The organism is Pseudomonas guangdongensis, assembly GCF_900105885.1.
GTDB lineage: Bacteria > Pseudomonadota > Gammaproteobacteria > Pseudomonadales > Pseudomonadaceae > Geopseudomonas > Geopseudomonas guangdongensis.
Map to the genome: position 1 here is coordinate 997,525 of NZ_LT629780.1, position 25,341 is coordinate 1,022,865.

Sequence of the window (25,341 nt, forward strand, 5' to 3'; positions counted from 1 at the left end):
GGCAATCAGTGTTCCAGCGCCTTGTACTTCTCGCGCAGGTGGTTGCGGATGTACACCGCGCTGAAGTTCAGCAGCGCGATGACCAGCACCAGCAGCAGCGCGGTGGCGTACACCAGCGGCCGGGCGGCCTCGACGTTGGGGCTCTGAAAACCGACGTCGTAGATGTGGAAGCCCAGGTGCATGATCTTCTGGTCGAGGTGCAGGTAGGGGTAGTTGCCGTCCAGCGGCAGACTCGGCGCCAGCTTGACCACGCCGACCAGCATCAGCGGCGCCACCTCGCCGGCGGCGCGCGCCACGGCGAGGATCAGGCCGGTCATCATCGCCGGGCTGGCCATCGGCAGCACCACCTTCCACAGCGTCTCGGCCTTGGTTGCGCCGAGCGCCAGCGAGCCTTCGCGCAGGGCGCGCGGGATGCGCGCCAGGCCTTCCTCGGTGGCGACGATGACCACCGGCAGGGTGAGGATCGCCAGGGTCAGCGAGGCCCACATCAGGCCCGGGGTGCCGAAGGTCGGCGCCGGCGCGGACTCGGGGAAGAACAGCCGGTCCAGCGAGCCGCCCAGCACGTAGACGAAGAAGCCCAGGCCGAACACCCCGTAGACGATCGACGGTACGCCGGCCAGGTTGTTCACCGCGATGCGGATCACCCGGGTCAGCCAGCCCTGCCTGGCGTACTCGCGCAGGTAGACCGCAGCGATCACCCCGAACGGGGTAACGATGATCGCCATGATCAGGGTCATCAGCACGGTGCCGAAGATCGCCGGGAACACGCCGCCCTCGGTGTTGGCCTCGCGCGGCTCGTCGCTGACGAACTCCCACAGCTTGGCGAAGTAGAAGCCCAGCTTGTCGAACAGGCCCATGGCGTTGGGCTGGTAGGCGCGGACGATCTTGTCCATGCCGATCTCCTGCTCGCGGCCGTCGGCGGTGCGCACCCGCAGGCTGTCGCGGCCGACCTGCTGCTGCAGGCCGACCAGGCGCGCCTCCAGCACCCGATAGTCGGCGTCCAGCTGGGCGCGCTCGGCGTCCAGGTCGGCCTGCGCGGTGGCGGTCAGGCGGCCTTCCAGCTCCAGCTTGCGGGTCTTCAGGCGCAGGCGTTCCAGGCCGTGGTTGATCCGGCCGATCTCGCCCTTCTCCAGGCGCATCACCTCGGCGTGCAGGGCGTTGCCGCGCTCGATGCGCTGCTGCAGGGCGTCGATGGCCGCCGCGCCGCTGGCCACCACCTGGCCGTTCTCGCTGACGCTGAGCAGGTAGCCGTAGAAGTTGCCCCACTCGCGGCGCTCCAGCACCAGCAGGTCCTCGGGGGTGCGCGGCTCATGCAGCCACTCGGCGATCACCCAGCTGAAGTCGGCGCCGAACACCTCGCGGTTGCCGACCTTGAGCAGCTCGCGGGTCATGAACTCGCCGCCGGCGGCATCCACCGGCAGGCCGCTGGCGGCCAGCCGGGCGCGCGGTACCTCTTCGCTCTCCACCGCCTCGCCGGCCATCAGCCGCGCCGGCTGGCCGGGGATGCGGTACTCGGCCTCGATCACGTCGGCCGGCCAGAAGTGGCCGAGGCCGCGGCTGGCGATCACCGCCAGCAGGCCCAGGGTCATGATCACGGCGATGGCCACCGCGCCGGCGTTCAGCCAGACCCAGGGCGAGCCGCTCTTGAACCAGGATTTCAGGGTTTGCTGTTTCACGGACGTCTACCTTTGCCGGTCTCAGAGCGAGGCATATTTCTTGCGCAGGCGGGTGCGGATCACCTCGGCCGCGGTGTTCATCACGAAGGTGAACATCAGCAGCACCAGCGCGGCGAGGAACAGCACGCGATAGTGGGTGCCGCCGACTTCGGACTCGGGCATCTCCACCGCCACGTTGGCGGCCAGGGTGCGCAGGCCCTCGAAGATGTTGGCCTCCATGATCGGCGTGTTGCCGGTGGCCATCAGCACGATCATCGTCTCGCCCACCGCGCGACCCAGGCCGATCATCAGCGCCGAGAAGATCCCCGGACTGGCGGTGAGGATCACCACCCGGGTGAGGGTCTGCCAGGGCGTGGCGCCGAGCGCCAGGGAGCCGTAGGTGAGGCTCTTGGGCACGCTGAACACCGCGTCCTCGGCGATCGAGTAGATGTTGGGGATCACCGCGAAGCCCATCGCCAGGCCGACCACCAGGGCGTTGCGCTGGTCGAAGGGAATGCCCAGGTCGTTGCTCAGCCACAGGCGCATGTCGCCGCCGAAGAACCAGTTCTCCAGGTGGCCGCTGATGCTCAGCGAGAAGGCGCCGAGGGCGAGGATCACCGGGATCAGCAGCGCCGCTTCCCAGCCGTCCGGCACACGCAGGCGGATGCTCTCCGGCAGGCGGCTCCAGCCCCAGGCGGCCAGCACGATGCCCACCGGGGTGAGCAGCAGTAGGCTGAAGATGCCCGGCAGGTGGCCCTCGACGTAGGGGGCGAGGAACAGGCCGGCGAAGAAGCCGAGGATCACCGTGGGCAGCGCCTCCATCAGCTCGATCACCGGCTTGACCTTGCGGCGCAGGGTCGGGGCCATGAAGTAGGCGGTGTAGATCGCCGCGCAGATCGCCAGCGGGGCGGCCAGCAGCATGGCGTAGAAGGCCGCCTTGAGGGTGCCGAAGGCCAGCGGCGCGAGGCTCAGCTTGGGCTCGAAGTCGGTGTTGGCCGAGGTCGACTGCCAGACGTACTTGGGCTCGTCGTAGCTTTCGTACCAGACCTTGCTCCACAGCGCGCTCCACGACACTTCCGGGTGCGGGTTGTCGAGCACGAAGCGCTGCAGGCGGCCCTCGCTCTCCACCAGCACGCGGCTGGCGCGCGGCGACAGCGCGGCCAGGGCGGCGCCCTCGGCGACCGGCTCGCTGAGCAGGGTGCGGTGCGCGGTGCTGTGGAACACCCCGAGGGTGCCCGCGGCGTCCAGGGCGACGAAGCCCTTGCGGCGCTCCTCGGGCAGGATCTGGGTGACCGGGCTGTCGCCCAGCTGGAACTCGCGGATGCGGGTCAGCTCGGCCTTGCCGTCGGCGTCGCGGACCATGAACCACTGGGCGATGCCGCCGGTCGAGTTGCCGATCATCAGCGAGATGCCGCCGAGCAGCGGGCTGACCGCGGTGACCCGCGTTTCGGCGTCGCCGGCCAGCTTGTAGCGGCCGTTGAGCGCCTGCTTGCGCAGGTCGAAGACGTCGGCGGTGGCGCGGCCGTTGATCACGTACAGCCACAGGTGGCGCGGGTCGATGACCAGTGCCTGCACCGGCTCGCCGATCTGCGGCAGGGCAAGGCGCTGCTCGTCGAGGGTCACCTCGCCGGTGAACAGGTTTTCCTCGCGGCTCAGGCTGCGCACGTGCAGCTCGCTGCCGGTGGCGGCGGCCAGCATCAGGGTCGAGCCGTTGACGTTGAGGGCGACGTGGTCGAGGGCGCGGCCCTGGGCGTCGAGGGTCAGCGGCTCGCGGCCGAACGGGTAATCGAGCTGCGGGACGATGGTCTTGACGTTGTCCGGGTAGCTGACCTTGTAGTTGTGCTGCAGCACCAGCGCCTGACCGTTGGACAGGCCGAGGATCAGCGTGCGGCTGCCCGGCTGGTCCTCGCCGAGGGAGGCGATGCGCGCGCCCTCCGGCAGCGGCACGGCCAGCCGGCTGAGCGCCTCGCCGCTCTTGAGATCGAAGAACTGCACCTGGCCGGCACGGTCCAGACGCATCGCCACCTGGTTCTGTTCCTCGACGGCGAGCAGCAGCGGCTCGGCCTGGCCGGCCAGCCAGGCCGGCTGCTGCGCCGGACGGGCGGTCAGCTCGGCGCCGCCGAAGATCGGCAGCACCACGTAGGCCAGGTAGAAGAAGATCAGGGTGATGGCGCCGAGCACCGCCAGGCCGCCGACCGACACGTACCAGTGGGCCAGACGATCCTTGAGGGCGCGCAGGCGGCGCTTGCGCTGCAGGGCCGGGGTGTTGAAGTCCAGCGCCTGCGGGGAAGTGGAAGAAGTCATGATGTGCTTAGCCAAGTCGTTCATGCGCTCACCCTAGCGGGGTCGTATGACATAAAAATGACAGCGCCGGGACGCGGCGAGGCCCGCCTCTCGCACGGGAGAAGCGGGCCTCGTCGGAATGGGGCCTGGCGGCCCCACGGCATCCCTGCCCCTGCCGGTCTCGGGCTTACAGGCCCAGTTCCTTCAGGGTCTTCTCCGCCACCTTGCTCGGCAGCGGGATGTAGCCGTCCTTGACCACGACTTCCTGACCTTCCTTGGACAGCACCAGCTTGACGAACTCGGCTTCCAGCGGGTTCAGCGGCTTGTTCGGCGCCTTGTTGACGTAGACGTAGAAGTAGCGCGCCAGCGGGAACTTGCCGGCCAGGGCGTTGGCTTCGCTGGCCTCGAAGGCTTCGCCGCCCTTCTTCGACAGCGGCACGGCGCGCACGCTGGAGGTCTTGTAGCCGATGCCGGAGTAGCCGATGGCGTTGAGGGTGCTGGACACCGACTGCACCACCGAGGCCGAGCCCGGCTGCTCGTTGACGTTGGCCTTGAAGTCACCCTTGCACAGGGCTTCTTCCTTGAAGTAGCCGTAGGTGCCGGACACCGAGTTGCGGCCGAACAGCTGCACCGGCTTGGTCGCCCACTCGCCGGTCAGGCCCAGGTCGCCCCAGGTCTTGATGTCCTTCTCGCCGCCGCACAGGCGGGTGTTGGAGAAGATCGCGTCGACCTGGGCGATGTCCAGCGACTTGATCGGGTTGTCCTTGTGCACGAACACCGCCAGGGCGTCGATCGCCACCGGCACCGCGGTCGGCTTGTAGCCGTGCTTCTCCTCGAAGGCCTGCAGCTCGCTGTCCTTCATCGGACGGCTCATCGGGCCGAGGTTGGCGGTGCCTTCGGTCAGCGCCGGCGGCGCGGTGGAGGAGCCGGCGGCCTGGATCTGGATGTTGACGTTCGGGTAGGCCTTCTTGTAGGCCTCGGCCCACAGGGTCATCAGGTTGGCCAGGGAGTCGGAACCGACGCTGGACAGGTTGCCGGACACGCCGGTGGTCTTGGCGTAGCTCGGCAGGGCCGGATCGACCGCGGCGACCGCACTGGCAGTGGCGACGCCAGCGGCGACGAAGGTCATGGCCGCCATCAAACGCTTGAGTTTCATGCCTTGCTCCTAACGGATAGGGATAGTTCGGATCGGGGCCAGTATCGGCAGGCCGCATGAACACTCTATGAAGCGTTTGTGACAGTTGCATGACGCCCGCTGCGACCGCCGGTCCTCGTCCGCCGGTCATGGTGCCCCGGTATACTGCGCGGCATTCGATAACAACAAGGCAGCGAACCGGCGATGAACGACTACGAACAGGAAGATCCGATCCCCCAGGGCGACCTGGCCCTGCAGATCACCGCACTGCCGCGCGAGACCAACGGTTTCGGCGACATCTACGGCGGCTGGCTGGTGGCGCAGATGGACCTGGCCGGCACGGCGATGGCCAGCCGCATCGCCGGCGGCCGGGTGGCCACCGTGGCCATCGACCGCATGGCCTTCCTGGTGCCGGTGGCGGTGGGCGCGCAGCTGTCCTTCTATACCCGCACGGTGGAAGTCGGCCGCAGCTCGGTGCGCCTGCTGGTCGAGGTGTGGAGCGACGACCCGCTGTCGGGCGAGTGGAGCAAGGTCACCGAGGCGCTGTTCGTGTTCGTCGCCATCGACGCCGGCGGGCGGACCCGGGCGCTGCCGCCGCGGCGCTGAGCGGTGCGGTGCGGTGCGGTGCGGTGCGAATTAAGTCTGGCTTCAGCCGCGCTCGCTAGCCTGTATCCATCGCTTCCCGATACAGGTAGACCCCCGATGAAACACCGCACCCTCCTCGCCCTGCTGCTCGCCTCGCTGTCCTCCACCGCCGCCCTCGCCGCCGGCTACAACGGCCCCGGCGCGCAGCAGAGCAACACCGTCGCCGCCGCCCTGGAGGCCGCCGACGAGACGCCGGTGGTGCTGGAAGGCCGCCTGCTGCGGCAGATCCGCGGCGAGCACTACGAGTTCGCCGACGCCAGCGGCAGCATCGAGGTGGAGATCGACCACGAAGACCTGCCGGCGCAGACCATCGACCAGAACAGCCGCGTGCGCCTGTTCGGCGAGGTCGACCGCGAGCTGCTCAAGCGCAGCATCGACGTCGAACGGGTCGAACTGCTGCCCTGAGGCATCGCCCGACAACGACAACGCCAGCCCTCGGGCTGGCGTTGTCGTTGTCGGTGCGCAATGCGCCCGCGTCAGGTGCGAATGTTGTAGATCAGCTTCTCGTTGTCCTCGGCGTAGTCGCGCAGGCGCTTGAGATAGGCCTTCTGCTGCGCCCACACCTTGGCCGCGGCCGGGTCGGCGGCGGCGCTGGCCTCGACCACCTCGGCGGCCACCTCGCGCAGGCGCGCGAGCACCGCGTCGGGCAGGCGGCGCACCTCCACGCCCTCGGCCTTGAGCTTCTCCATCGCCTCCATGTTGCGCGCGTTGTAGTCGTCGAGCACGTCGCCGTTGACGTCGCGCGCCGCAGCGCGAACGATCGCCTTGAGGTCGGCCGGCAGCTTGTCCCAGGCGGCCTGGTTGACGGTCAGCTCGAAGGTCACGTTGGGCTCCTGCCAGCCCGGGGTGTAGTAGTACTTGGCCGCCTTGTGCAGGCCCAGGGCCAGGTCGTTGTACGGGCCGATCCACTCGGTGGCGTCGATGGCGCCGGTCTGCAGCGCGGTGAATATCTCGCCGGCCGGCAGGTTGACCACGGTGCCGCCCATCTTGGTCAGCACCTCGCCGCCCAGGCCCGGGGTGCGCATCTTCAGGCCCTTGAAGTCGTCGACCGAGTTGATCTCCTTGTTGAACCAGCCGGCGGTCTGCACGCCGGTGGCACCGCAGGCGAAGGGCACCACGCCGAACGGCTTGTAGACTTCCTCCCACAGCGCCATGCCGCCGCCGTAGTGCAGCCAGGCGTTCATTTCCTGGGCGTTGGGGCCGAACGGCAGGGCGCAGAAGAACTGCGCCGCCGGCACCTTGCCCTTCCAGTAGTAGGGCGCGCCGTGGCCCATCTCGGCGGTGCCGCGCGACACCGCATCGAACACTTCCAGCGCCGGCACCAGTTCGCCGGCGGCGTAGATCTTCACCTGCAGGCGGCCGTTGCTCATCTCGTTGACCAGCCGGGCGAAGCGCTCGGCGCCGACGCCGACACCGGGGAAGTTCTTCGGCCAGGAGGTGACCATTTTCCAGGTAAAGGTTTCGGCGGGTGCGCCGCCCTGAGTTTCCGTGCTTTCGTTCTGCTTCTGGCAACCGGCCAGCGCGGTGGCGGCCAGGCCGACACCGGCGGCGGCGAGAATGTCGCGACGTTTCATGCAGGACTCCTTGTTGTTGTAGACCCCCGCCACCGCGATGACGGCAGGGGATGACGATGGGTTATCACGGACCATGCCCCGCGCTCAAGCATAGTTGCAGCAACTAAACTCGGAATGTCGTCACCGTTCAGAAGAGGATTGCCGCCGCTCCCGCGCATTGCGAGAATCCTCGGCCATACCAATTTACAACCAGAAGGATCTGCACCATGCCGGATTCGCCCCCTGCCCTGCTTGCCCTCGCCCGCCTGCTGCATGGCCTCAACGACCGCCTCGGTCGCGGCTGCGCCTGGCTGACCCTGTTCCTGGTCCTCGGCACCGCCGTGGTGGTGGTGCTGCGCTACGGCTTCGGCATCGGCGCCATCGCCGTGCAGGAAGCGGTGATGTACGCCCACGCCCTGGTGTTCATGGGCGCCGCCGCCTGGACGCTGCAACGCGGCGGCCACGTGCGGGTGGACATCTTCTACCAGAAGATGTCGCCGCGCCGGCAGGCGCTGGTCGACCTGTTCGGCCACCTGTTCCTGCTGCTGCCGGTGTGCCTGTTCCTGGCCTGGAACAGCTGGGACTACGTCACCGCCTCCTGGGCCACCGGCGAGGTGTCCAACGAGGCCGGCGGCCTGCCCTTCGTCTACCTGCAGAAGAGCATCATCCTGCTCATGCTGGCCAGCCTGATCCTGCAGGCGCTGGCCGACATCATCGTCTTCGGCTATCGCCTCGCCGGTCGCCTGCCATTCCCGGAGGTGCACCATGGCTGAGTTGATGGCGATCCTGCTGTTCGTCAGCATCTGCGTATTCCTGATGTCCGGCTACCCGGTGGCCATCACCCTGGGCGGCGTGTCGCTGCTGTTCGCCAGCCTCGGCATGCTCACCGGCACCTTCGACGGCAGCTACCTGCACGCCCTGCCCAACCGCCTGTTCGGCATCATGAACAACCAGACCATGCTGGCGGTGCCGCTGTTCGTGTTCATGGGCGTGATGCTGGAGAAGTCGCGGGTCGCCGAGGACCTGCTGGAGTCCATGTCGCGGCTGTTCGGCACCCTGCGCGGCGGCCTGGCGATTTCCGTCTGCGTGGTCGGCGCGCTGCTCGCCGCCTCGACCGGCATCGTCGGCGCCACCGTGGTGACCATGGGCCTGCTGGCGCTGCCGACCATGCTGCGCCGCGGCTACGACCCGGCCATCGCCACCGGCACCCTGGCCGCCACCGGCACCCTCGGGCAGATCATCCCGCCGTCGATCATCCTGGTGCTGCTCGGCGACGTGATGTCCAGCGCCTACCAGCAGGCGCAGCTGAAGATGGGCGTGTTCTCGCCGAAGACCGTCTCGGTGGGCGACCTGTTCATCGGCGCGCTGATTCCCGGCCTGGTGCTGGTCGGCCTGTACATCCTCTACCTGATCGGCGTGGCCATCCTGCAGCCGAAGAAGCTGCCGGCGCTGCCCCAGGAAGAACTCGGTCCCATCGAGTGGGGCAAGCTGTTCGCCGCTCTGGTCCCGCCGCTGGTGCTGATCGCCTGCGTGCTCGGCTCGATCCTCGCCGGCTACGCCACGCCCACCGAGGCGGCGGCGCTCGGCGCGGTGGGCGCCATGCTGCTGGCGCTGGCCAAGGGCAAGCTCAACCTCGGCCAGCTGCGCGAGGTGGCGCGCGGCACCACCGAGATCAGCGCCATGGTGTTCCTGATCCTGATCGGCGCCTCGCTGTTCTCCCTGGTGTTCCGCGGCTTCGGCGGCGAGGTGCTGATCGAGGACGTGTTCCAGCAGCTGCCCGGCGGCGTGCTCGGCGCCTTCTTCGTGGTCATGCTGGTGATCTTCCTGCTGGGCTTCATCCTCGACTTCATCGAGATCATCTTCGTGGTGGTGCCGATCGTCGGCCCGGTACTGCTGGCCATGGGCCTCGACCCGGTGTGGCTGGGGGTGATGATCGCCCTCAACCTGCAGACCTCGTTCCTCACCCCGCCGTTCGGCTTCTCGCTGTTCTACCTGCGCGGGGTGACGCCGCGCTCGGTGCCGACCAGCGTGATGTACAAGGGCGTGGTGCCGTTCATCGTCATCCAGATCGCCATGCTGGTGATCGCCTACCTGTGGCCGGGGCTGATCACCTGGCTGCCGGAGGCGGTGTACGGCCAGTGAGCGCCGCACACTGACACCGGAAGGGCCGGCTCCCCCAGGGGGCCGGCCCTTTTCGCTGGCGCCTTGTCAGCGCCGTTGCGGCGCCGGCTGCTGCTGGGTGATGCAGTGGATGTTGCCGCCGCCGAGGAGGATCTCGCGGCCCGGCACCATCGCCACCTCGCGCTCGGGGAACAGCCGGCGCAGCAGCGCCTCGGCCTCGGCATCGCGGGGGTCGGCGAAGCTCGGCGCGACGATGCCGCCGTTGACGATCAGGAAGTTGACGTAGGAGCCGGCCAGGCGGATCGACGGATCGCGCGGCTGGCTGCCGGCCACCCAGTCGACCCCGGCGCACTCCTCGGCGCTGGCGTACAGCGGGCCGGGGATCGGCATGCGGTGCACGGTCAGCGCCCGCCCGCGGGCGTCGCGGCTGCGCTCCAGCACCGCCAGCGCGGCGCGGCAGCGCGACCAGTTGGGGTCGCGCTCGTCGTCGGTCCAGGCCAGCAGCACCTCGCCGGGGCGCACGAAGCAGCAGAAGTTATCCACATGGCCGTCGGTCTCGTCGTTGTACAGGCCGTGGGGCAGCCAGATCACGGTGTCCACCGCCAGATGCTCGGCCAGCATCGCCTCGATGGCGGCGCGGTCCAGGTCGGGATTGCGGTTGCGGTTGAGCAGGCACTCCTCGGTGGTGATCAGGGTGCCCTCGCCGTCGACGTGGATCGCCCCGCCTTCCAGCACGAAGCCCTCGGTGCGGTAGCGCGCGCAGCCCTCGACGGCGAGAATCTTGCGCGCCAGCTGGTCGTCGCGCTGCCACGGCCAGTACAGGCCGCCAGCGAAGCCGCCCCAGGCGTTGAAGGTCCAGTCGACGCCGCGCACCGCGCCGCGCGCGTCGACCACGAAGGTCGGCCCGGTGTCGCGCACCCAGGCATCGTCGCTGCTCAGCTCCAGCACGCGGATCGCCGGGTGGTCGAGGCGCGCGCAGGCGTTCTCGTACTGCGCCGCGCTGACCCCGACCGTGACCGGCTCGAAGCGGGCGATGGCGTGGGCGACGGCGACGAAGGCGGCCTGCGCCGGCTTGGCGCCGAGGCGCCAGTTGTCCGGGCGCTCCGGCCAGAGCATCCAGGTGCGCGCGTGCGGCTCCCATTCGGCGGGCATGCGGAAGCCGTCGGCGCGCGGGGTGGTGTCGAGGGTGGTCATGCGGGGTACCTGTCGGGCTGGAGCGCTCCCGCGCGGGCGCGCGGGGGCACGGTGGGAAACGCTGCGCGTCCCTGCGCAGGGGCGGTCTAGACGGAGCGCTGCTCGCCGTCCAGGGTGGCCAGCGCGCCGTAGAGGTTCGGCCGGCGATCGCGGAACACCCCCCAGGCGCTGCGGGTGTGCTCCAGCTGGTCGAGGTCGAAGCGGTGCAGCAGCACGCCCTCCTCGCGCTCGTCCAGTTCGGCGACCTTGGCGCCGAAGGCGTCGGCGATGAACGAGGAGCCGTAGAAGGTGATGGCGTAGCCGTCCTGCTCCTCGCGGCCGACCCGGTTGCTGGCCACCAGCGGCATCAGGTTGGCGCCGGCATGGCCCTGCTGCACGCGCTGCCAGTGGTCGCGGGAGTTGATGTGCGGGTCGTGCGGCTCGCTGCCGATGGCCGTCGGATAGAAGAGGATCTCCGCGCCCTGCAGGGCCATGGCCCGCGCGCACTCGGGGAACCACTGGTCCCAGCAGATGCCCACGCCGATCTTCGCGTAGCGGGTGTTCCACACCTTGAAGCCGCTGTCGCCGGGGTTGAAGTAGTACTTCTCGTGGTAGCCGGGGCCGTCGGGGATGTGGCTCTTGCGGTAGACGCCGAGCAGGCTGCCGTCGGCGTCGATGATCGCCACGCTGTTGAAGCGCGCGCGGCCGGCGCGTTCGAAGAAGCTCACCGGCAACACCACCGCCAGCTCGCGGGCCAGCGCCTGGCAGCGGGCGATGGCCGGGTTGTCGGCCAGGGCGGTGGCTAGCTGCAGGTAGTCGGGGTTGGGCTTCTGGCAGAAGTACGGCGTCTCGAACAGTTCCTGGATCAGGACGATCTGCGCGCCGCCGGCGGCGGCCTGGCGCACCAGCTGCTCGGCGCGGGCGAGGTTGGCGGCGCGATCCCAGGAACAGGCCATCTGGGTAGCGGCGACGGTGACGATGCGGGACATGGGCGACCTCGTGCGACGCGGGAAAGGTTCTCCAAGCTGGCAGAGGATGGCGGCGGGGTCAAATGGCCGGCGCGCACGTCCGGGGCGGGCGACCTGCCGGCGGCCGCAGGGCCGGCGCCCCGGGCCGCCGCCGGTTCAGACCGTGTGCAGGTACCAGTTGTACTCCAGGTCGGAGATCGAGTGCTCGAACTCCTCCAGCTCGTGCTCCTTGCAGGCGACGAACAGGTCGACGTACTCGGGGCTGATGTAGCGGGCGAGGATCTCGCTGTCGTCGAGGGTGCGCAGCGCGTCGCGCAGGTTGTTGGGCAGGCTCTGTTCGAGCTGCTCGTAGGAGTTGCCCTCGATCGGCGCGCCCGGCTCGATGCGCCGGGTCAGGCCGTGATGCACGCCGGCCAGCAGCGCGGCCATCAGCAGGTAGGGGTTGGCGTCGGCGCCGGCCACCCGCTGCTCGATGCGCAGCGCGTCGGGATGGCCAGTGGGCACGCGCAGCGCCACGGTGCGGTTGTCCAGGCCCCAGGACGGTGCGTTGGGCACGTAGAACTGCGAGCCGAAGCGCCGGTAGGAGTTGACGTTGGGGCAGAGGAAGGCCATCGACGCCGGCAGGATTTCCAGCACCCCGCCGATGGCGTGACGCAGGGCGTCGCTGGCCAGCGGGTCCTCGGCGGCGAAGATGTTGTTGCCGTCGCGGTCGAGCAGCGAGATGTGCACGTGCAGCCCGTTGCCGGCCTGGCCCGGGTAGGGCTTGGCCATGAAGGTGGTGTCCATCTCGTGGTCGTAGGCGGTGTTCTTGATCAGCCGCTTGAGCAGCACCGCGTAGTCGCAGGCCTTGAGCGGGTCGGCGACGTGGTTGAGGTTGACCTCGAACTGCGCCGGGGCGCTTTCCTTGACGATGGCGTCGGCCGGGATGCCCTGGATGTGGGCGCCGTCGAGGATGTCGCGCAGGCAGTCGGCGTATTCGTCGAGATCGTCGATGGAGTAGACCTGCACCGCCTGCGGGCGCTTGCCGGAGATCGGCGAGCGCGGCGGCTGCGGGCGGCCGTTCACGTTCTCCTGGTCGATCAGGTAGAACTCCAGCTCGAAGGCGGCGCACACGGTCAGGCCCATGTCGGTGAAGCGTTGCACCACCCGGCGCAGCACCTCGCGCGGATCGGCGAAGAACGGCCCGGCGCCCTCCATCTCGTGCATGGTCATCAGCAGTTGCGCGGTGGGCCGGCGCTGCCACGGCTCCAGGCAGAGGGTGCCGGGGATCGGGTAGCAGACCCGGTCGGCATCGCCGATGTCCAGGCCGAGGCCGGAGCTTTCCACCGTGGTGCCCTGGATATCCAGGGCGAACAGCGAGGCCGGTAGGTTGATGCCCTTGTCGTAGACCTTGAGCAGGTTGCTGCGGTCGATGCGCTTGCCGCGCACCACACCGTTCATGTCCGCGATGAGCAGGTCCACGAACTGGACCTCGGGGTGCTCGCTGAGGAACCGGTTCGCTTCATCAAGCCGAACGACATTTGGAGGGGCCGACATGATGTCACACCTTTCTTGTTAAAAATTTCAACCACATATGCTCGGTTTTGAGTCAATCCCAAAGGCCAGGGGTTGTCAATAGGCCCAAATGTTGCACGCTGTTTGCCCCGGCAGCCCGCCATACGCCGCTTGTGCGGCGCAGAAAATCCACCGCGCGAGCGCGCGCCAGGCCCCGAATTCCGGCGCGGCGGGGCGCGGTTGTCGAATAAATCGAACAAGGCTACTCTCGGGGCAGAGCGGCCACCGGCATCGTCAAGCGAGGTTCCATGTCCTCCCAACCCCTGATCGGCGTCACCGCCTGCACCCGGCAGATCGGCCTGCATCCCTTCCACATCGCCGGCGACAAGTACCTGCGCGCCGTGGCCGTCGGCGCCGGCGGCCTGCCGCTGGTGATCCCGGCGCTGGCCGAGCTGATCGACACCCCCAGCCTGCTCGCCGGCCTCGACGGCCTGCTGCTCACCGGCTCGCCGTCCAACGTCGAACCGCACCACTACCAGGGCCCGGACAGCGCGCCGGGCACCCATCACGACCCGGCGCGCGACCGCCTGACCCTCAACCTGATCCGCGCCGCGGTGGACGCAGGGGTGCCGCTGCTGGGCATCTGCCGCGGCTTCCAGGAAATGAACGTGGCGTTCGGCGGCAGCCTGTACCAGAAGGTCCACGAGGCCGGGCCGTTCATGGACCACCGCGAGGACCCGGACAGCCCCCTGGAGGTGCAGTACGGCCTGCGCCACCCCGTCATGGTGCAGCCGGGCGGACTGTTCGAGCGCCTCGGCCTGCCGGCGAGCTTCGCGGTCAACTCGGTGCACGGCCAGGGCGTCGAGCGCCTGGCGCCGGGCCTGCGCGTCGAGGCCCTGGCCCCGGACGGACTGGTCGAGGCCTTCTCGGTGGCGGACGCGGCCGGTTTCGCCGTCGGCGTGCAGTTCCACCCGGAATGGCGGGTGCGCGAGCATCCCGCCTACCTGACGCTGTTCCAGGCCTTCGGCGACGCCTGCCGGCAGCGCGCCGCGCAACGCCGGGCCATGCTGTAAGGGAATGCCAGACATCGTGAGGACGCCATGGCCAGCAAGCTCGACTCACTCAGCCAGTGGCTGAAGGACCGCAAGATCATCGAGGTGGAGTGCCTGGTCCCGGACATGACCGGCATCGCCCGCGGCAAGATCAGCCCGACCAGCAAGTTCCTCGCCGAGCGCGGCATGCGCCTGCCCGAGAGCGTGCTGCTGCAGAGCGTCACCGGCGACTACGTCGAGGACGAGCTGTACTACGAGCTGCTCGACCCGGCGGACATCGACATGTTCTGCCGTCCCGACCCCAACGCGGTGTTCGTCGCACCCTGGGCGCTGGAGTCCACCGCCCAGGTGATCCACGACACCTACGACAAGTTCGGCAACCCCATCGACCTGTCGCCGCGCAACGTGCTCAAGCGCGTGCTGGCGCTCTACGCCGAGCAGGGCTGGCGGCCGATCGTCGCCCCGGAGATGGAGTTCTACCTGACCCAGCGCTGCGACGATCCCGACTACCCGCTGCAGCCGCCGGTGGGCCGCTCCGGGCGCCAGGAAACCGGCCGCCAGTCGTTCTCCATCGACGCCGCCAACGAGTTCGACCCGCTGTTCGAGGACATGTACGCCTGGTGCGAGGCCCAGGGCCTGGATCTGGACACCCTGATCCACGAGGAAGGCACCGCGCAGATGGAGATCAACTTCCGCCACGGCGACGCCCTGCACCTGGCCGACCAGATCTTCGTGTTCAAGCGCACCCTGCGCGAGGCGGCGCTCAAGCACAACGTCACCGTGACCTTCATGGCCAAGCCGATGACCGGCGAGCCGGGCAGCGCCATGCACCTGCACCAGAACGTGGTCGACGCGCACAGCGGGCACAACGTGTTCGCCAGCGAGGACGGCAGCATGAGCGAGCTGTTCCTCAACCACATCGCCGGCCTGCAGCGCTACATCCCCGAGGCGCTGCCGCTGTTCGCCCCCAACGTCAACTCGTTCCGCCGCTTCCTGCCCGACACCTCGGCGCCGGTCAACGTCGAGTGGGGCGAGGACAACCGCACCGTCGGCCTGCGCGTGCCCGACTCCAGCGCCCAGGGCCGGCGCGTCGAGAACCGCCTGCCCGGCGCCGACGCCAACCCCTACCTGGCCATCGCCGCCAGCCTGCTGTGCGGCTTCATCGGCATGCAGGAAGGCCTGCACCCCAGCCCGCCGGTCAAGGGCCGCGCCTACGAACGGCGCAACCTGCGCCTGCCGCTCAACCTGGAGGCGGCGCTGGAGGCGATGGAGCAGTCCAAGACCCTGGAGCGCTACCTGGGCCGGCGCTTCTGCCGCGGCTACGTGGCGGTCAAGCGCGCCGAGAACGAGAACTTCAAGCGGGTGATCAGCTCCTGGGAGCGCGAATTCCTGCTGCTGTCGGTGTGAACCCCGTCGATCCCCTGCAACCGGGAGGCCTTTCCATGACCCAGCCCCGCACCACCGCCGACTGGCAGGCGCTCGGCCGCCAGCACCTGCTGGCGCCGTTCAGCGACTACAAGCAGCTCGGCGCCAAGGGCGCGCGGATCATCCAGCGCGCCGACGGCGTCTACCTGTGGGACAGCGAGGGGCGCAAGATCCTCGACGCCATGGCCGGGCTGTGGTGCGTCAACGTCGGCTACGGCCGCCGCGAGCTGGCCGACGCCACGCACCGGCAGATGCTCGAACTGCCCTACTACAACCTGTTCTTCCAGACCGCCCACCCGCCGGCCATCGAGCTGGCCGCGGCGATCGCCGAGATCGCCCCGGCGGGCATGCGGCACGTGTTCTTCGCCGGCTCGGGCTCGGAGGCCAACGACACCGTGCTGCGCCTGGTGCGCCACTACTGGGCGATCAAGGACCAGCCCCAGAAGAAGGTGATCATCGGCCGGATCAACGGCTACCACGGCTCCACCGTGGCCGGCGCCAGCCTCGGCGGGATGAAGGCGATGCACGGCCAGGGCGACCTACCGATCCCCGGCATCGAGCACATCGCCCAGCCCTACTGGTACGGCGAGGGCGGCGCCATGGACCCGCAGGCCTTCGGCGAATGGGCCGCCGAGGAGCTGGAGAAGAAGATCCTCGAAGTCGGCGAGGAGCGGGTCGCGGCCTTCATCGCCGAGCCGATCCAGGGCGCCGGCGGGGTGATCATCCCGCCGCAGAGCTACTGGCCGCGGGTGCGCAAGATTCTCGCCAGGTACGACATCCTGTTCGTCGCCGACGAGGTGATCTGCGGCTTCGGCCGCACCGGCGAGTGGTTCGGCAGCCAGTACTACGGCCTCGAACCGGACCTGATGCCGATCGCCAAGGGGCTGACCAGCGGCTATCTGCCGATGGGCGGGGTGATCGTCCGCGATCATGTCGCGCAGACCCTCGCCGAGGGCGGCGAGTTCTACCACGGCTACACCTACTCCGGGCATCCGGTGGCCGCCGCGGTGGCGCTGGAGAACATCCGCATCCTGCGCGAGGAGAAGATCGTCGAGCGGGTCAAGGCCGAGACGGCACCCTATTTGCAGAAACGCTGGCAGGAGCTGGCCGACCACCCGCTGGTGGGCGAGGCGCGCGGCCTGGGCATGCTCGGCGCCCTGGAGCTGGTGCAGGACAAGAAGAGCCGCACGCGCTTTCCCGGCGGCATCGGCATGCGCTGTCGCGAGCACTGCTTCGCCAACGGCCTGATCATGCGCGCGGTGGGCGACACCATGATCGTCTCGCCGCCGCTGGTGATCGACCGCGAGGAGATCGACGCGCTGATCGGCCTGGTGCGCACCTGCCTGGATGCCACCGCGCGCGAGCTTGCGGGTTGAGTGCGGCGCCACACCTTGCCAGACTTCGCCGGGTGCGTTGGCCAGGATCACCGGAGGGTGCGGATGGCGACGGCGCTCCACAGCAAACACTCAGGAACGACAGGAAGCACAACCCGATGAAAGCATTCGCCAAGACTCTCCTCGCCGCGGCCCTGGCCAGCGGCATCGCCGCGACCGCCCAGGCCGAGGACAAGGTCGTCCACATCTACAACTGGTCCGACTACATCGCCCCGGACACCCTGGAAAACTTCGAGAAGGCCAGCGGCATCAAGCCGGTCTACGACGTGTTCGACAGCAACGAGGTGCTGGAAGCCAAGCTGCTCTCCGGCGGTTCGGGCTACGACGTGGTGGTGCCGTCCAACCAGTTCCTCGCCAAGCAGATCAAGGCCGGGGTGTTCCAGAAGCTCGACAAGTCCAAGCTGCCGAACTGGAAGAACCTCAACCCCGACCTGCTGCAGGCGCTGGAAAACGCCGATCCGGGCAACCAGTACGCCTTCCCCTACATGTGGGGCACCACCGGCATCGGCTACAACCCGGAGAAGGTCAAGGCCGCCCTCGGCGTCGACAAGATCGACTCCTGGGACGTGGTGTTCAAGCCGGAGAACCTGGAGAAGCTCAAGGCCTGCGGCGTGGCGATGCTCGACGCGCCCCAGGAGATCTACGCCGCCGCGCTGCACTACCAGGGCCTGAACCCCAACCCGCAGAACCCCGCCGAGGTGGCCAAGGCCGAGCAGCTGCTGCTCGCCGCGCGCCCCTACATCACCTACTTCCACTCCTCCAAGTACATCTCCGACCTGGCCAACGGCAACATCTGCGTGGCGGTCGGCTGGTCGGGCGACATCTTCCAGGCCCAGGCCCGCGCCGAGGAGGCCAAGGGCGGCGTCAAGGTCGACTACGTGATTCCCAAGGAAGGCGCCGCGGCGTTCTTCGACATGATGGCGATCCCGGCCGACGCCAAAAACGTCGACGCCGCCCACAGCTTCCTCAACTACATCCTGACCCCGGAAGTGGTGGCGCCGATCTCCGACTTCGTCTCCTACCCCAACGGCAACGCCGCGGCCACTCCGCTGGTGTCCGAGGCGATCCGCAACAACCCGGGCATCTACCCGAGCGCGGAAGTCTCGAAGAAGCTCTACACCTTCGCCGAGCTGAACCCGCAGGTGCAGCGCGCCATCACCCGCAGCTGGACCAAGGTCAAGTCCGGCCGCTGACCGCACGGCCTGTCCCGGCGGCGAGCCGCCGCCGGGCAGGTTTTTCACCGCCAAACGCCTAACTTTTACATTTCGGCTCTACGCTTGTGCGGCCGCAAGTGGCAACATGCGCAGCCCGCCGGCACGGCCACCCTGCAGTCGACCGGCCAGCGATTCCCGCAGGTGACACCGCCCACGCAACTCCAGCCCTTCCCTGCCCGGCGCACGCCGGCGGGGGCGTCGGCCATGGGGCCATGGGGTCCACTTTTCGACATTGGGAGTGTTTGATGGCAATAGCCTCCAGTGCCTACAAGAAAGCCCTGAGCGGCGCGTCGCAAGCCAAGGACGTGCTGGTCAGGATCGAGCGGGTGACGAAGAAGTTCGACGAAACCGTGGCGGTCGACGATGTCTCGCTGACCATCCACAAGGGCGAGATCTTCGCCCTGCTCGGCGGCTCGGGCTCGGGCAAGTCGACCCTGCTGCGCATGCTGGCCGGCTTCGAGCGGCCCAGCGAGGGACGCATCTTCCTCGACGGCCAGGACATCACCGACCTGCCGCCCTACGAGCGGCCGATCAACATGATGTTCCAGTCCTATGCGCTGTTCCCGCACATGAGCGTCGAGCAGAACATCGCCTTCGGCCTCAAGCAGGACGGCCTGGCCAAGGACGAAATCGCCGCGCGCGTCGCCGAGATGCTCAAGCTGGTGCACATGACCCAGTACGCCAAGCGCAAGCCCCACCAGCTCTCCGGCGGCCAGCGCCAGCGCGTCGCGCTGGCCCGTTCGCTGGCAAAAAGGCCCAAGCTGCTGCTGCTCGACGAGCCGATGGGCGCGCTGGACAAGAAACTGCGCTCGCAGATGCAGCTGGAACTGGTGGAGATCATCGAGCGGGTCGGGGTGACCTGCGTGATGGTCACCCACGACCAGGAAGAGGCCATGACCATGGCCGCGCGCATCGCCATCATGAACCAGGGCTGGATCGCCCAGGTCGGCAGCCCGATGGACATCTACGAGACCCCGGCCAGCCGCCTGGTCTGCGAGTTCATCGGCAACGTCAACCTGTTCGAGGGCACCCTGGTGCAGGACGACGCCGACCACGCGGTGATCGCCTGCCCGCAGCTGGAGCGGCCGATCTATGTCGGCCACGGCATCTCCACCCGTGCCGAGGAAAAGCAGGTCACCTACGCGCTGCGCCCGGAAAAGCTCCTGCTCAGCACGCAGATGCCCGAGGTCGAGCACGCCGACTACAACTGGTCGACCGGCAAGGTGCAGGACATCGCCTACCTCGGCGGCCATTCGGTGTACTACGTCGAGCTGCCCTCGGGGCTGGTGGTGCAGGCGTTCATGGCCAACTCCGAGCGCCATGTGAAGCGTCCGACCTGGGACGACGCGGTGTACCTGCACTGGGTCGACGACAGCGGCGTGGTGCTGCAGGCATGAACAGGCTCCTGCGACTGTTGCCCAGCGGCCGCCAGATGGTCATCGGCGTGCCCTTCGTCTGGCTGCTGCTGTTCTTCCTGCTGCCCTTCGCCATCGTGGTGAAGATCAGCTTCGCCAGCGCCGCAGTGGCCATCCCGCCGTACACCGAGGTGATCCAGTACGTCGACCAGCAGCTGCAGGTGCTGCTCAACCTCGGCAACTACATCTTCCTCGGCGAGGACGAGCTGTACCTGTCGGCCTACCTCGGCTCGCTGAAGATCGCCGCGGTCAGCACCCTGCTGTGCCTGCTGCTCGGCTACCCGATGGCCTACGCCATCGCCCGCGCGCCGCGCGAGCTGCAGACCGTGCTGCTGCTGCTGATCATGATGCCGACCTGGACCGCGATCCTGATCCGCGTCTACGCCTGGATGGGCATCCTCGGTAACAACGGCCTGCTCAACAGCGCGCTGCTGGGCCTGGGACTGATCGACGAGCCGCTGCAGATCCTCAACACCGACATCGCGGTGTACATCGGCATCGTCTACTCCTACCTGCCGTTCATGGTGCTGCCGCTCTACGCCAACCTGGTCAAGCACGACCCCAGCCTGCTGGAAGCCGCCGCCGACCTGGGTGCGCGCAGCCTGACCAGCTTCTGGAAGATCACCGTGCCGCTGTCGAAGAACGGCATCGTCGCCGGCTGCATGCTGGTGTTCATCCCGGCGGTCGGCGAGTTCGTGATCCCCGAACTGCTCGGCGGGCCGCAGACCCTGATGATCGGCAAGGTGCTCTGGCAGGAGTTCTTCAACAACCGCGACTGGCCGGTGGCCGCGGCGCTGGCAGTGATCATGCTGGCGATCCTGATCGTGCCGATCGTGCTGTTCAATCGCAACCAGGCCAAGGAACTGGAGGGCAAGCCATGAAGCGCTGGAGCTTCACCAACCTGATGCTGGTGGCGGGCCTGGCGTTCATCTACCTGCCGATGGTCATCCTGGTGATCTACTCGTTCAACGCCTCGCGGCTGGTGACGGTGTGGGGCGGCTGGTCGGTGCAGTGGTACACCGGCCTGCTCGACAACGCCCAGCTGATGGGCGCGGTGATGCGCTCGCTGGAGGTGGCCTTCTACACCGCCATCGCCGCCACCGCGCTGGGTACCCTGGCCGCCTTCGTGCTGACCCGCATCCCGCGCTTCAGGGGCCGCACCCTGTTCGGCGGGCTGGTCACCGCGCCGCTGGTGATGCCCGAGGTGATCACCGGCCTGTCGCTGCTGCTGCTGTTCGTGGCCATGGCCCAGCTGATCGGCTGGCCGGCGCAGCGCGGCCTGCTGACCATCTGGATCGCCCACACCACCTTCTGCTCGGCCTATGTCGCGGTGATCGTCTCGGCGCGCCTGCGCGAGCTGGACCTGTCCATCGAGGAAGCGGCGATGGACCTGGGCGCGCGGCCGTGGAAGGTGTTCCTGCTGATCACCATCCCGATGATCGCGCCGTCGCTGGCCGCCGGGGCGATGATGTCCTTCGCCCTGTCGCTGGACGATCTGGTGCTGGCCAGCTTCGTCTCCGGCCCCGGCGCCACCACCCTGCCGATGGAGATCTTCTCCGCGGTGCGCATGGGGGTGAAGCCGGAGATCAACGCGGTGGCCAGCCTGATCCTGCTCTCGGTGTCGCTGTTCACCTTCCTCGCCTGGTACTTCACCCGCCGCGCCGAGGAGCGCCGCAAGCGCGCCATGCAGCAGGCCATGCTGGAAACCGCCAGCGGCGGCTGAAGCGGCGGCCGTGCGCCGACCACGAACGACACAGGGCCACCCCTCGGGGTGGCCCTGTGTCGTTTGGCGCGCAGGAAAAGCGCCGCAGTCGTGCCACAGGGTAGAGACCCCGCGCAGCGATTTTCCACCGGGGCACCCGCGGCGGCGGCAAAGGCCGCGCGGCCGTGCTCCGCCCTACTCCTGGCGCAGCAGCGCCGGCAGCTGCGCGGCCAGCTTGTCGACGTTCAGCGGCGCGCGGATGAAGCCGCGCTGGCGGCCGTCCGGGCCGATGATCGCCAGGTTGCCGCTGTGATCCACCGTGTAGCGCTCCTGGCGGGTATCGCCGGGGATGAACGGGATGCTTACCGCCGCGGCGAGCTTCTGGATGTCCGCCAGCTCGCCGGTCAGGCCGTGGTAGCCGGCGTTGTAGAAGCCCAGGTACTGGCGCAGCTGCTCGGGGGTGTCGCGCTGCGGATCGACGCTGACCATGATCACCTGGTAGCGCTCGAGCAGCTCGGCCGGCAGCCGGCCGCGCAGCTGGCGCAGCTCGGCGAGGGTGGTCGGGCAGATGTCCGGGCAGAAGGTGTAGCCGAAGAACAGCAGGGTCCAGCGGCCGGTGAGCCGGTCCAGCGCCTGCGCCTCGCCCTGCTCGTCGAGCAGGCTCAGCGCCGGCAGCGCGCGACTCTGCGGCAGCAGGACGATGCCGGCATCCAGCAGCGCGGCCGGGTCCTGCTGCTGCGGCGCGTTGAGCACCTTGCCGACGGTGAGGCCGAGCACCAGGGCGACGACGGCGACGAGGATGAGGACGGTCTTGTGGGTTCGGGTCATGGGCTCTCTTCGCGGAAACGGTGGCCGGCGCGGCGCCGGCCGGGACAGGGTCGCCGCGACTCACCACGGCGGCGGCAGATGGTGATCCACCAGCAGCACGATGAACAGGGCGAACAGGTAGGTAATAGAGTACTTGAAGGTCCGCAGCGCGGCCTGCGGTCGGCTGTCACGGTACAGCGCCCAGGCCCAGTCGAGGAAGCGCGCGCCGAGCAGCAGCGCGCCGGCCAGGTACAGCGGCCCGCTCATGTGGATGACGAAGGGCAGCAGGCTGACGGCGAACAGGATCAGCGTGTAGAGCAGGATGTGCAGCTTGGTGTAGCGCTCGCCGTGGGTCACCGGCAGCATCGGGATCTCGGCCCTGGCGTAGTCGTCCTTGCGGTGGATGGCCAGCGCCCAGAAGTGCGGCGGCGTCCAGGCGAAGATGATCAGCACCAGCAGCAGCGCCTCGGCGTCCAGCCGGCCGCTCACCGCGGTCCAGCCGAGCAGCGGCGGCGCCGCCCCGGCCAGCCCGCCGATGACGATGTTCTGCGGCGTGGCGCGCTTGAGGAAACCGGTGTAGATCGCCGCATAGCCGAGCAGCGAGGCCAGGGTCAGCCAGGCGGTCAGCACGTTGGTGAAGGCCAGCAGCAGCGCCTGCCCGGCCAGCGCCAGCAGCAGGGCGAAGGCCAGCGCCGCCGCCGGCGAGACGCGCCCGGCCACCAGCGGCCGCAGGCGGGTGCGCGCCATCAGCGCGTCGATGCGCCGGTCCACCACATGGTTGACCGCCGCCGCCGCGCCGGCGCACAGGCCGATGCCCAGGTTGCCGAACAGCAGCACCGGCCAGGCCACCCAGCCGTCGCTGGCGAGGAACATGCCGACCAGCGCGGTGATCAGCATCAGCACCACCACCTTGGGTTTGGTCAGCTCCAGATAGTCGCGCCAGCCGGCGCGGCTGCGTGTTGCGCTCAGGGTTGCCATGCTCGTCTCCCCCTCGTTGCCGTCGCTCCCGGCCGGCACGGCGCGAACGCCGCATCCGCCGGACTCCCCCGTCACTCCGCCAGCGGCGCGGCCCCCGCGTACCGGGCGCGCTGCGTGGCCGGCGCCACCGCGCGCAGCCGGTAGTTGACCAGCACCAGCACCTGCAGCAGCAGCGCGCCGCCGAGGTTGTGGGCCACCGCCACGCCCAGCGGCAGGTGCAGCAGCACGTTGGCGATGCCCAGACTCACCTGCCCGGCCAGCGCCAGCGCCAGCAGCGCGGCGAGCCGCGTCAGCCCGGCGCGCCACAGCCGCACGGCCAGCGCCAGCAGCAGCAGCGCGACGACCAGCGCGCCGAGGCGGTGGCCGAGGTGAATGGCGGTGCGCGCCGCGCTGTCGAGCTGGCCGCCCAGGTAGTTGGGGCCGATCTGCTGGGTCAGGTGGAAGCCGTTGGCGAAGTCGGTGTCCGGCCACCACTGCCCATGGCAGGTAGGCAGGTCGACGCAGGCCAGCGCCGCGTAGTTGCTGCTCACCCAGCCGCCCAGGGCGATCTGCGCCACCAGCAGCGCCAGCGCCGCGCCGGCCAGACGGCGCAGACCGCGCGGTGCGGCAGCCGGCGCGACGCGCCCGGACAGGCGCAGGCTGAGCAGAAACAGCAGGCTGAGGGTGGCGAAGCCGCCGAGCAGGTGCGCGGTGACCACCTGCGGCCACAGCTTGAGGGTCACCGTCCACATGCCGAAAGCCGCCTGCAGCACCACCAGCCCCAGCAGCGCCAGCGGCAGGCGCAGCGGCTGACCGTCAGCCACGCGCCGGCGCAGCGCCTGCACCGCCAGGCTCAGCACCAGCAGGCCGAGCAGACCGGCGAAGTAGCGGTGGACCATCTCGATCCAGCCCTTGGCCACCTCCAGCGGCGCCTCGGGGAAGCGTTCCTCGGCCAGCGCCTGACCGTGCTCGCTCATCGGCACGCCGAGAAAGCCGTAGCAGCCCGGCCAGTCGGGACAGCCGAGGCCGGCGTGGCTGAGCCGGGTATAGGCGCCGAGCAGCACCACCAGCAAGGCCAGCAGCGTGGCGGCAAGGGCCAGTCCGAAATCCGTTCGGGTCGGGGTCGCCATGACGGTTCCTCCCCCTGGGGCCTGCATGGGCGGGCCGCGCGAGCGCGCGACCCGGCGCATCGGCAGCCTCCCCCCGGAGCGCCGCCTCTGCCGTTGAATCTAGCAGCCGTGGCGCAAAGCACACGCTGGGGTCGTCGATGCCACACGCAGCCGCCCCCGGCGCAGCCTGTTCAGGGCGGCGCCGGCGGCGGGCTTCAGGGGATGGGCGGGGTTATTCGAGGATGCTGCTGCGCAGGGTATTGCGCTTCTGCTGCTCGCCGGCGCCCGGCAACGCGCCGCCGAAGCCGCCCGGCTGGCGCGGCTCGGGAGCGGAGCGGGGCTTGGGCGGCAGCGCCGAACGGGCCTGCTCGAAGACATCCTGCGCCGGGCCGAAGCCGGCACGCGGCGAATTGCCGGGCAGGTAGACCGGCTGTTCCTGCCGCCGCTGCAGCGCCTGCTGGCGTGCCGCCTCGCGCAAGGCCTGGGCCTGTGCCGCCAGACGGGCCTGCTCCTGCTCGCGACGCCGTTGCTCGTCGAGGCGGCGCTGTTCCTGAGCCAGCTCCTCGCGCTGGCGCTGCACCTCGCGGCGGGCCTGCTCCTCGCGCTGGCGGGCAAGCTCGCGCTCGTGCTGGCGCTGCGCCTCCAGACGCAGGCGCTCTTCTCGCTCGCGCAGCTCGGCCTCGCGGCGCAGATTCTGCTGCTGGGTGCTCTGCGCCAGCAGGCGCTGGGCGGCGACCGAGCCGGGATACTGCTGCAGGGCCTGACTGGCTTCCCGCTCGCTGCAGGCATAGTCGCCGGCGGCGAAGCAGCGTTCGGCCGCCGCCAGATCCGGCCCGGCGGGTGCACGGCCGAGCCAGGCATAGGTGCCGCCGCCGACCAGCAGGGCAACGGCAGCGACCAGCGGCCACCTCTTCGTCGCCCGGGGGCGTACGGCCTCGACGCTGGCCGGCGCAGCGCCGGCGGGAGGCAGTCGCTCAGCGCGCACCAGCTTCTCCGGCGGCAGCTCGACGGCGGCGGCCTGAGGCACGCCCGGCGCAGCGACCAGCGTCGCTGCCGCTGCGGGGGCTGCAGGAGCAGGTGGCGGCGCGACCGGCGGTACCGGTGCTGTCTGTACCGGCGCACAGGCCACGCCGCAGTAGGGGCAGAAGGACACCGGCCCGCCCAGCGGGCTGCCGCAGCCGGGGGCGGTGCAGCTACGCAGCGGAGCGGCAGGGTTGGCGTTCTCGGACATGACCTCAG

General features: G+C 69.2%; 22 protein-coding genes. 11 read left to right on the forward strand and 11 right to left on the reverse strand.

Annotated elements, in window-relative coordinates:
* Positions 1 to 5 precede the first annotated feature (5 nt).
* The 3 genes from pstA to BLU22_RS04800 all read right to left on the reverse strand — a co-directional run bounded on the left by pstA (position 6) and on the right by BLU22_RS04800 (position 5,094).
* On the reverse strand, positions 6 to 1,676 hold the full coding sequence (gene pstA, locus BLU22_RS04790) for a phosphate ABC transporter permease PstA (RefSeq protein ID WP_090212544.1): 1,671 nt from the start codon (positions 1,674 to 1,676) through the stop codon (positions 6 to 8).
* Positions 1,677 to 1,697: 21 nt separating this feature from the next.
* Positions 1,698 to 3,983 carry an ABC transporter permease subunit gene (locus BLU22_RS04795; RefSeq protein ID WP_090212546.1) on the reverse strand — a complete coding sequence of 762 codons (2,286 nt, stop codon included), beginning with the start codon at positions 3,981 to 3,983 and terminating at the stop codon, positions 1,698 to 1,700.
* A gap of 142 nt (positions 3,984 to 4,125) precedes the next feature.
* Positions 4,126 to 5,094: a PstS family phosphate ABC transporter substrate-binding protein gene (locus BLU22_RS04800; protein ID WP_090212547.1), complete on the reverse strand. Its 969-nt coding sequence runs from the start codon at positions 5,092 to 5,094 to the stop codon at positions 4,126 to 4,128.
* 183 nt (positions 5,095 to 5,277) lie between these two features.
* Here BLU22_RS04800 and BLU22_RS04805 point away from each other — a divergent pair, with 183 nt between their 5' ends.
* Together BLU22_RS04805 and BLU22_RS04810 are read left to right on the forward strand one after the other, a co-directional pair.
* On the forward strand, positions 5,278 to 5,679 hold the full coding sequence (locus BLU22_RS04805; RefSeq protein WP_090212548.1) for an acyl-CoA thioesterase: 402 nt from the start codon (positions 5,278 to 5,280) through the stop codon (positions 5,677 to 5,679).
* A gap of 96 nt (positions 5,680 to 5,775) precedes the next feature.
* On the forward strand, positions 5,776 to 6,123 hold the full coding sequence (locus BLU22_RS04810) for a YgiW/YdeI family stress tolerance OB fold protein (RefSeq protein WP_090212550.1): 348 nt from the start codon (positions 5,776 to 5,778) through the stop codon (positions 6,121 to 6,123).
* 71 nt (positions 6,124 to 6,194) lie between these two features.
* Here the strand turns inward: BLU22_RS04810 and BLU22_RS04815 are convergent, their stop codons facing one another.
* Positions 6,195 to 7,292, reverse strand: coding sequence for a TRAP transporter substrate-binding protein (locus BLU22_RS04815; RefSeq protein WP_090212551.1), 1,098 nt, complete (start codon positions 7,290 to 7,292; stop codon positions 6,195 to 6,197).
* Between the two features lie 206 nt (positions 7,293 to 7,498).
* Here BLU22_RS04815 and BLU22_RS04820 point away from each other — a divergent pair, with 206 nt between their 5' ends.
* On the forward strand, positions 7,499 to 8,044 hold the full coding sequence (locus BLU22_RS04820; protein ID WP_090212552.1) for a TRAP transporter small permease subunit: 546 nt from the start codon (positions 7,499 to 7,501) through the stop codon (positions 8,042 to 8,044).
* Positions 8,037 to 9,413 (forward strand): TRAP transporter large permease, encoded by a 1,377-nt coding sequence (locus BLU22_RS04825; RefSeq protein ID WP_090212553.1) that lies wholly within the window; start codon positions 8,037 to 8,039, stop codon positions 9,411 to 9,413. The genes BLU22_RS04820 and BLU22_RS04825 overlap by 8 nt, the downstream gene beginning before the upstream one ends.
* Positions 9,414 to 9,479: 66 nt before the next feature.
* On the opposite strand, the gene aguA is transcribed toward BLU22_RS04825, so the two are convergent.
* From aguA to BLU22_RS04840, 3 genes are all read right to left on the reverse strand, one after another.
* Positions 9,480 to 10,586, reverse strand: a complete 1,107-nt coding sequence (aguA, locus tag BLU22_RS04830) for an agmatine deiminase (RefSeq protein WP_090212555.1) — start codon at positions 10,584 to 10,586, stop codon at positions 9,480 to 9,482.
* Between the two features lie 86 nt (positions 10,587 to 10,672).
* On the reverse strand, positions 10,673 to 11,554 hold the full coding sequence (gene aguB, locus BLU22_RS04835; RefSeq protein ID WP_090212557.1) for an N-carbamoylputrescine amidase: 882 nt from the start codon (positions 11,552 to 11,554) through the stop codon (positions 10,673 to 10,675).
* A 135-nt stretch (positions 11,555 to 11,689) separates the two neighbouring features.
* Entirely contained in the window at positions 11,690 to 13,069 is a 1,380-nt protein-coding gene (locus tag BLU22_RS04840; protein WP_090212559.1) for a glutamine synthetase family protein, read from the reverse strand.
* Positions 13,070 to 13,335: 266 nt separating this feature from the next.
* Between BLU22_RS04840 and BLU22_RS04845 the strand changes: the two genes are divergently transcribed.
* From BLU22_RS04845 to BLU22_RS04875, 7 genes are all read left to right on the forward strand, one after another.
* Complete coding sequence (locus tag BLU22_RS04845) at positions 13,336 to 14,100, forward strand: gamma-glutamyl-gamma-aminobutyrate hydrolase family protein (RefSeq protein ID WP_090212560.1); 765 nt, start codon at positions 13,336 to 13,338, stop codon at positions 14,098 to 14,100.
* Positions 14,101 to 14,127: 27 nt separating this feature from the next.
* Positions 14,128 to 15,486 (forward strand): glutamine synthetase family protein, encoded by a 1,359-nt coding sequence (locus BLU22_RS04850; protein ID WP_090212562.1) that lies wholly within the window; start codon positions 14,128 to 14,130, stop codon positions 15,484 to 15,486.
* Between the two features lie 35 nt (positions 15,487 to 15,521).
* Positions 15,522 to 16,880, forward strand: coding sequence for an aspartate aminotransferase family protein (locus BLU22_RS04855; protein ID WP_090212563.1), 1,359 nt, complete (start codon positions 15,522 to 15,524; stop codon positions 16,878 to 16,880).
* A gap of 116 nt (positions 16,881 to 16,996) precedes the next feature.
* Positions 16,997 to 18,091: an extracellular solute-binding protein gene (locus BLU22_RS04860; protein ID WP_090212565.1), complete on the forward strand. Its 1,095-nt coding sequence runs from the start codon at positions 16,997 to 16,999 to the stop codon at positions 18,089 to 18,091.
* A gap of 266 nt (positions 18,092 to 18,357) precedes the next feature.
* Positions 18,358 to 19,509, forward strand: coding sequence for a polyamine ABC transporter ATP-binding protein (potA, locus tag BLU22_RS04865; RefSeq protein WP_090212566.1), 1,152 nt, complete (start codon positions 18,358 to 18,360; stop codon positions 19,507 to 19,509).
* Positions 19,510 to 19,526: 17 nt separating this feature from the next.
* The gene (locus BLU22_RS04870) at positions 19,527 to 20,408 is read left to right on the forward strand and encodes an ABC transporter permease subunit (RefSeq protein WP_090216271.1); all 882 of its coding nucleotides are present in this window, start codon (positions 19,527 to 19,529) and stop codon (positions 20,406 to 20,408) included.
* Positions 20,405 to 21,250 carry an ABC transporter permease subunit gene (locus BLU22_RS04875; RefSeq protein ID WP_090212568.1) on the forward strand — a complete coding sequence of 282 codons (846 nt, stop codon included), beginning with the start codon at positions 20,405 to 20,407 and terminating at the stop codon, positions 21,248 to 21,250. Before BLU22_RS04870 ends, BLU22_RS04875 begins: the two co-directional genes overlap by 4 nt.
* A gap of 174 nt (positions 21,251 to 21,424) precedes the next feature.
* Here the strand turns inward: BLU22_RS04875 and BLU22_RS04880 are convergent, their stop codons facing one another.
* The 4 genes from BLU22_RS04880 to BLU22_RS04895 form a co-directional block, all read right to left on the reverse strand.
* Positions 21,425 to 22,057: an SCO family protein gene (locus BLU22_RS04880; protein WP_090212570.1), complete on the reverse strand. Its 633-nt coding sequence runs from the start codon at positions 22,055 to 22,057 to the stop codon at positions 21,425 to 21,427.
* A 60-nt stretch (positions 22,058 to 22,117) separates the two neighbouring features.
* Entirely contained in the window at positions 22,118 to 23,014 is an 897-nt protein-coding gene (gene cyoE, locus BLU22_RS04885; RefSeq protein ID WP_090212571.1) for a heme o synthase, read from the reverse strand.
* 71 nt (positions 23,015 to 23,085) lie between these two features.
* Positions 23,086 to 24,123 carry a COX15/CtaA family protein gene (locus BLU22_RS04890; RefSeq protein ID WP_090212573.1) on the reverse strand — a complete coding sequence of 346 codons (1,038 nt, stop codon included), beginning with the start codon at positions 24,121 to 24,123 and terminating at the stop codon, positions 23,086 to 23,088.
* Positions 24,124 to 24,334: 211 nt separating this feature from the next.
* Positions 24,335 to 25,333, reverse strand: coding sequence for a hypothetical protein (locus BLU22_RS04895; protein WP_157718971.1), 999 nt, complete (start codon positions 25,331 to 25,333; stop codon positions 24,335 to 24,337).
* Positions 25,334 to 25,341: the final 8 nt, after the last annotated feature.